The sequence below is a fragment of the Streptomyces sp. NPDC059679 genome (genome assembly GCF_042734105.1).
GTDB lineage: Bacteria > Actinomycetota > Actinomycetes > Streptomycetales > Streptomycetaceae > Streptomyces.
Genome location: NZ_JBHWES010000108.1, coordinates 21234 through 27460, shown reverse-complemented (window position 1 = coordinate 27460; position 6227 = coordinate 21234). Strand labels below are relative to the sequence as shown.

The 6227-nt window shown below is 60.1% G+C and carries 7 protein-coding genes; 3 read left to right on the top strand and 4 right to left on the bottom strand.

Going from position 1 to position 6227, the window contains the following annotated elements; genetic code table 11:
• Positions 1-351: 351 nt before the first annotated feature.
• The 4 genes from ACFV2X_RS52405 to queC are packed head-to-tail and all read right to left on the bottom strand — an operon-like array spanning position 352 to position 2826.
• Entirely contained in the window at positions 352-1119 is a 768-nt protein-coding gene (locus ACFV2X_RS52405) for a GTP cyclohydrolase I FolE2 (protein ID WP_385630639.1), read from the bottom strand.
• A 2-nt stretch (positions 1120-1121) separates the two neighbouring features.
• Positions 1122-1478: a 6-carboxytetrahydropterin synthase QueD gene (gene queD, locus ACFV2X_RS52400; protein WP_385630636.1), complete on the bottom strand. Its 357-nt coding sequence runs from the start codon at positions 1476-1478 to the stop codon at positions 1122-1124.
• Positions 1478-2113, bottom strand: a complete 636-nt coding sequence (gene queE, locus ACFV2X_RS52395; RefSeq protein ID WP_385630634.1) for a 7-carboxy-7-deazaguanine synthase — start codon at positions 2111-2113, stop codon at positions 1478-1480. Before queE ends, queD begins: the two co-directional genes overlap by 1 nt.
• A 2-nt stretch (positions 2114-2115) precedes the next feature.
• Positions 2116-2826, bottom strand: coding sequence for a 7-cyano-7-deazaguanine synthase QueC (gene queC, locus ACFV2X_RS52390; RefSeq protein WP_385630632.1), 711 nt, complete (start codon positions 2824-2826; stop codon positions 2116-2118).
• A 109-nt stretch (positions 2827-2935) separates the two neighbouring features.
• On the opposite strand from queC, the gene ACFV2X_RS52385 reads away from it, so the two are divergent.
• From ACFV2X_RS52385 to dpdA, 3 genes are read left to right on the top strand one after another with little or no spacing between them, the layout of a single operon-like run.
• Positions 2936-3826, top strand: coding sequence for a hypothetical protein (locus ACFV2X_RS52385; RefSeq protein ID WP_385630629.1), 891 nt, complete (start codon positions 2936-2938; stop codon positions 3824-3826).
• Positions 3823-4965, top strand: a complete 1143-nt coding sequence (gene dbpB / locus ACFV2X_RS52380) for a DGQHR domain-containing protein DpdB (protein WP_385630627.1) — start codon at positions 3823-3825, stop codon at positions 4963-4965. Before ACFV2X_RS52385 ends, dbpB begins: the two co-directional genes overlap by 4 nt.
• On the top strand, positions 4962-6206 hold the full coding sequence (dpdA, locus tag ACFV2X_RS52375; RefSeq protein ID WP_385630625.1) for a tRNA-guanine transglycosylase DpdA: 1245 nt from the start codon (positions 4962-4964) through the stop codon (positions 6204-6206). Before dbpB ends, dpdA begins: the two co-directional genes overlap by 4 nt.
• Positions 6207-6227: the final 21 nt, after the last annotated feature.

Genomic DNA, 6227 nt, shown 5'->3' with positions numbered 1-6227 from the left:
GCGTGGCATTGGGAGACGTATCAACGGCCGATCTCTGCTGAGAGGCTACGGAAGCGACTGCACGTCGGGGCGGCCAGGTCCCGGATGCTGGTGGCCACCGTGCGTTCGACAAGGACCGATCATCTGACGGTCGAGACATCATCAGTGGAGGTCGGGCGTGCGACTTCTCAGCCTCGTCGGCGGATTGACGGTGCAGGCGAAGAAGGCCTGGCAGATGACTGATCCTTCCGTACGCTACCGCGCGAGGAGGTCTATTGAAGTCCGCTGTCCACCGGAAGGCTCCGCGGGCGGAGGTTCCTCTGTGGCGACGCGACGGTCTTCAAGACTTTGGGCAGTTAGCGCCGCCAGCCGTCACCCTGTAATGAGAGCGACGGCATCGTGGCTGTGGATGCTCTCAAGGTTTCGCACGCGCACTGTGTGGATCAGGCCTCGATTGCGGCACGTTTCACTGACGTTCCGCGCTATGTCCTCGACGAACACAGGGTGGTCGTACGCCTGCATTGTCAGGACGCGCTCATCGGGGCGCTTGACCAAGGGCACGATCGGTGCGGAGGCACATCGCTCAAGAAGTTGAACAGCTTCCTGCACCGCCAGTGGGTAGGTCGTGTCCCCATGGCCTGTCACGGAGAGCGTGACGCGACTGCGCTGATTGTGTGCGCCGTAATCTGAGATGGCCTTCGAGCATGGGCACAGGCTCGTTACCTCAGTCGTGACCGAGGTGATCAACGTCGCGTTGCCGTCTTCCCAATGGCCTTCGAAACGGATGTCGTGGACTTGCCACGATTCTTGGCCGCTTGCAGGCGCCACCACGGTCGTGCTCAATGGGATGTCGATCTTTATGCGGAGCGCAGGTGCGTTCAGAAGGTCCGCCCCGACCTTCAGGACGTGCGGCAGTTTTCGGGGGTCGAATCGACGCAGGTGCTCATGAGCGAGGGCCACCATGCGGCTCATGTGGGTGCCGCGGCGGTCATGCTGCAGTCGGACCGTCACTTCGAGTTCCGCGATGCCGTCTTGGCGCAGGTGACCGTCCTCGAAGTGCAGGGGGTACCGCAAGCCGCTGATGCCGACGTCGTTGATTTCGATGCCGCGGGAGTCGGTCTCGTTCTGGATGTCGTGCATGCTTACTTGCCCCGGTAGGTGCAGCCGGACGTGCAGGTCTCACGGACTGTGAGTGCGGAGAGATCGGGCAGGGTGGGCTTCAGCTGTTCCCAGATCCAGCGGGCAAGGACCTCGCTGGTCGGGTTCTCCAGCCCTGCGATGTCGTTGAGGTAGTAGTGGTCGAGTTGGGCGTCGATGGGTTCGAAGGCCTTTTTGAGGTCTCCGAAGTCCATGACCCAGCCTGCCTCAGGGGCGACGGGGGCTTCGACGTGGACGATGACCTTATAGGAGTGGCCGTGCAGGCGCGCGCACTTATGCCCCTCGGGCACGTTGGGCAGTCGGTGAGCGGCTTCGAAAGTGAACTCGCGGAAGATTTCCATTACTGAATTCCCAGATACTTGTGCGTCTGGAGAGAGAGAATCCAGCGCGGGTTCTTCATGCAGTACTCGACCGATGCCCTGGTGTTAGTTTCAAGGTCCGGGCCGTCCATGGGTTGGAGTCGGAAGTACCGGAAAGCCAGCTGCTCGAACTGGCTGGGGTCACCGCCCGACTGTGGGTAGACGAGCTTCAGTTCGTCGCCGCTGGTTACGACCAACTCGGAGCCGATCTTGGGACTGACACAGATCCAGTCGATGCCTTTTGGCGGTACACGGGTGCCGTTCGTCTCGACGGCGACTTCGAAGCCCCGGGTATGCAGTGCGTCGATCGCTGCTTCGTCGAGTTGCAGGAGCGGCTCGCCGCCGGTGCACACTACGAAGCGGTGCTCCCTGGAGGACGACGGCCATGCTTGTTCCACGGCTTGAGCGAGGTCGTGCGGGGTTGCGAAGCGACCGCCACCCTCCCCGTCAGTTCCGACGAAATCTGTGTCGCAGAACTGGCAGATCGCACGGTGACGATCCTTCTCCAATCCCGTCCAGAGATTGCACCGGGAGAAGCGGCAGAAAACGGCTGGACGACCTGCGTGACTGCCTTCGCCCTGGAGGGTGTAGAAGATCTCCTTGACCAGGTAGGCCATTGTCACGCGTCCTGGTAGCGCACCGGGTCGGCGACGCCGACCTCAGCAAAGCCCTTGAGGCGGTGAAGGCAGGTCTCGCAGTGCCCGCATGCTTGACCCTGCTCGTCCGGGTCATAGCACGAAGACGTCAGGGAGTAGTCGACGCCGAGTCGCAACCCCTCGCGGATGATTCCGGCCTTCGGCATGGCAATGAGTGGCGAGTGGATCTTGAGCTCCTGTGTTCCCTCGACGCCCGCACGGGTCGCGAGGTTCGCCATCTTGGCGTAGGCGTCCATGTACTCCGGGCGGCAGTCCGGGTAGCCGCTGTAGTCGACTGCGGTCACGCCAGTAAAGATGTCGTTCGCACCGACCGTCTCCGCGTAGGCCAGCCCGAAGGAGAGGAAGATCGTGTTGCGTGCCGGCACATACGTGACAGGCACGCTGCTGCCAGTTTCCTTGTTGCTGGCGTCGTCCAGGGACTCGTGCTTTGGAACGTCGATGTCAGACGTGAGAGCAGAGCCACCGAAAACTCGCAGATCGATGTCCGCGATGACGTGGCGCGCAACCCCTTGCGCGGCTGCGACGCGCTTCGCAGCTTCAAGCTCCACGCTGTGCCGCTGTCCGTAGCGGAAGCTCAGCGCGTACGGCGTGTAGCCCTGGTCCTTGGCGATCGCCAGAACCGTCGTCGAGTCCAGGCCGCCACTCAGTAGAACGATCGCGGGCCGCTCCGCCATGCCTTGCTCCCTAGTCAGATCTGTGTAGGGCTGAACCGTGAGCGCCAAAACTAGCAGGTAGAGTAACGACAACAAACTTCTAGTTATGCTCGTCGGGGAGTAGGGCTGCGTGAGGCAACTAACGCTGGTCGTCACTTGCACGGACCGCAAGGCTGCTGTGCCGGAAGCCGCACTGTATGCGAGGTCCCTCCCCGCCGGGACCTTGGACGAACGGGCAGCGCTCTGGAACAAACGTGTCAAGAACGCCCCGCACACGCACTCGCTCACCGAGCTCTACCGTGGCGACCACTGGACACAGGCGCTGGGGCTTCGTGACGCGGCCACCGAAGCAGGATTCACAGCAGACTTGTGGGTGGCGTCCGCTGGCCTTGGCCTTCAGCCAGTATCCGCGTCGGCCCCCTCGTACGCGGCAACCTTCAGTACTCGACACGCCGACTCGGTGGCCACTTCCGCAGAAGGCAGTGCCCAGTGGTGGGGCCGCCTGCAAGAAGGGACAGGTCGTGTAACGCTCCAGGAACTCGGGAAGGCCGGCCCTGTCCTGATGGTGCTCTCCCAGGCCTACGCAAAGGCCATGGAGGCGGAACTGTACGAGTTGGCCGCGGTCGCGAGCGAGGCGCTCTTGTTCGGGGGCGCGGACGAGATCGCCGGCATCCGCAGAGTCCCAGCCGACGCAGGGCTCAGGCGCTCACTGGGCGGAACGCTGACGAGCCTGAACGTGCGCATGGCTGCCTCTTGGCTCCAGCTATGCGAGGACAGCCACCTCACCTCAACGGCCACTATGGACTCCTGGAAGAAGTGGGCGACGAGCAGGTCGGTGCCCGAGCAGCACAATCGCGAACCCATGGCTGATGGAGAGGTCGTCGCCTTTATCCAACAGCGGACCGCGTCTCAGCCCGGCATCTCGCGCACGCGCCTGCTTCGCCTACTCCGGGACGAGGGCCGAGCCTGCGAGCAGAGCCGCTTCGCGAACCTGTATATCCAGACCATGGGGGAGCGGTGACGGAGAATCTCATCCGGCGCAGAGCCCTGCGCATCGCACAGAACCCCAGCATCCCCCTCTATCTCTTCGCCCTGCAGGCCGGAGAGGTAGACCGTGTGGCCGACGTCGCACGGATCTCCCGTGACGAGGCAGGGAAGCTGCTCGGGTACCAGCGGCCCGAGAAGAAGCAACACGTCAAGCAGATCCTTGACTACCTGGACGGCGAGGACGTCCTGTTTCCCAACGGCCTCATCCTCGCCCTCCCCTCCTCAGTCCGGTTCAAGGGCAGCCGAGGCCCCAATAGCACCGACGGTTTGGCGACGATCGGAACCATCGAGATCCCACTGCCGGACTCCGACGAGGCGCCTCGCCCAGCCCTGATCGTGGACGGACAACAACGGAGCCTTGCTCTCGCACGCACTAGGCGGTCGAAGCTCCCCATCACCGTTGCCGGATTCGTTGCTGAAGACCTCGAAGTTCAACGTGACCAGTTCCTCCGCGTCAACACGGTGTCGCCTCTTCCCACCAACCTGGTGTCGGAACTCCTGCCCGAAGTCAACACCAGGTTGCCCACCAGGCTGTCCGCCCGGAAACTGCCATCCGCACTCGTCAATGCCCTAAACCAAGACAGCGATTCACCGTTCAGAGGACTGATCAAGCAGGCATCAACGGTCGGCGATAGAAAGTCTGAGGCGGTCGTCAAGGACAACAGCCTCATCTCTGCTATCGAGGAGTCACTCTCTCCCTCTGGAGTTCTTTTTCCGTACAAGAATCTTTCCAACGGGACCACCGACACTGCGGCGATGAGAGACATCCTCGTGGTCTACTGGACCGCTGTCAGAGATACCTTCCCAGAAGCTTGGGGACTCTCGCCAGCAAAAAGTCGACTCATGCACGGCGTAGGAATTCGCTCAATGGGACGTCTCATGGACCGGGTCATGGACCGCGTGCTGGGGGCTGCAGACATCGGATCTCAAGACGCATATGACAAGGCCATGGCAGAACTAGAACTAGTCAAGCACAACTGCCACTGGACCAAAGGGCGCTGGCCGGAGCTCAACATTCCCTGGAACGAACTGCAAAATACACCACGTCATATCAGCACCCTGTCAAATCTGTTGATTCGAATCTACCTTCAGTCGAGGATGAGCCCGTCGTGAAGTTCTACTTCCCCGATAGCCAAGACCAGGTCAGCCCCACGTATAACTTCATCAAAGATGAATACATGGATGGGCGAGTCCGGCAGAGGGATGACTTCTACGCACACCAGGCGGTAACTCCAGCCCCGTATGACGGGCTACTGGTGAGCAAGGCCATCGTCGATGGGTCGGTTAAAGGGTCAGGAAAGTACACCGCCGGCCAGCAGAGGCGACTCTACAGAGACGGAGTGCATAAATTCTTCGCGCTTCCTCCAGGGATGAGAAGCCTTGGTGACTGTGGTGCGTTCAATTACATCAATGAAGAGCGCCCTCCGTATCGTGTGGACGAAGTTCTCGACTTCTACTTCCGGTGTAAATTCAACTCGGGTATCAGTATCGACCATGTGATCTTCGGGTACAAGCCCGATGCATCCGAGCATGAGGCTGACGAGGCTTGGCGGAATCGTCGAAAAATTTCACTTGAGTTGGCGGAAGCGTTCATCAAGGAGGCTGAAAAACGCAACAGAAAAACCTTGAATGAGAAAGAAAAGGTAGAGCCAGTAGGTGCAGCCCAGGGGTGGAGTCCAGACAGCTATGCAGATAGCGTTGTCCAACTTCAGAAGATGGGATATAAGAGGATCGCCCTGGGTGGGATGGTCCCATTGAAGACTCACGAAATTGTAGACTGTCTAAAAAGAATTTCCGAAGTCCGCGAGCAAGGTGTCGAATTCCATCTGTTGGGGATTACGCGCGTCGACAGCATGGAAGAGTTCGCTAAGTACCATGTCACCAGCTTCGACAGTACTTCGGCATTCCGTCAGGCATTCATGGACGAACGGAACAACTACCACACGCCTGATGGCTCGTACATGGCAATAAGGGTACCGCAGGTCGACGGAAACCCTACCCTCAAACGTCTGATCCTTGCCGGGATGGTATCACAATCGGAAGCGATTAAAGCCGAGCGGCAGTGTCTCAAATTGCTGCGCAGTTATGATGCTGACGAGGGCGTGGAAGTTCACGAGGTAATGGATGCACTCCGTTCCTATCAAGCACTCCTCGGCGATGACAAAAAATTGAAGAGGGTCGAGGACTACAAGAAAACTCTTGTTGACCGGCCCTGGCGCGACTGCTCATGCAAGTTGTGTTCGAAGCATAAGATCGAGATGGTCATCTTCCGCGGATCAGAGCGAAATAAGCGCCGCGGATTCCATAACTTGACGGTACTCGAGGCGAAGATGCGCAAGCTGCCGCTCACATAATCGCCCGGATCGCGCACAGTG

What these genes read in the sequence shown, in the direction of transcription:
- ACFV2X_RS52405 (WP_385630639.1), bottom strand. Translation starts at nt 1,119, where the DNA reads ATGCACGACATCCAGAACGAGACCGACTCCCGCGGCATCGAAATCAAC.
- queD (WP_385630636.1), bottom strand. Translation starts at nt 1,478, where the DNA reads ATGGAAATCTTCCGCGAGTTCACTTTCGAAGCCGCTCACCGACTGCCC.
- queE (WP_385630634.1), bottom strand. Translation starts at nt 2,113, where the DNA reads ATGGCCTACCTGGTCAAGGAGATCTTCTACACCCTCCAGGGCGAAGGC.
- queC (WP_385630632.1), bottom strand. Translation starts at nt 2,826, where the DNA reads ATGGCGGAGCGGCCCGCGATCGTTCTACTGAGTGGCGGCCTGGACTCG.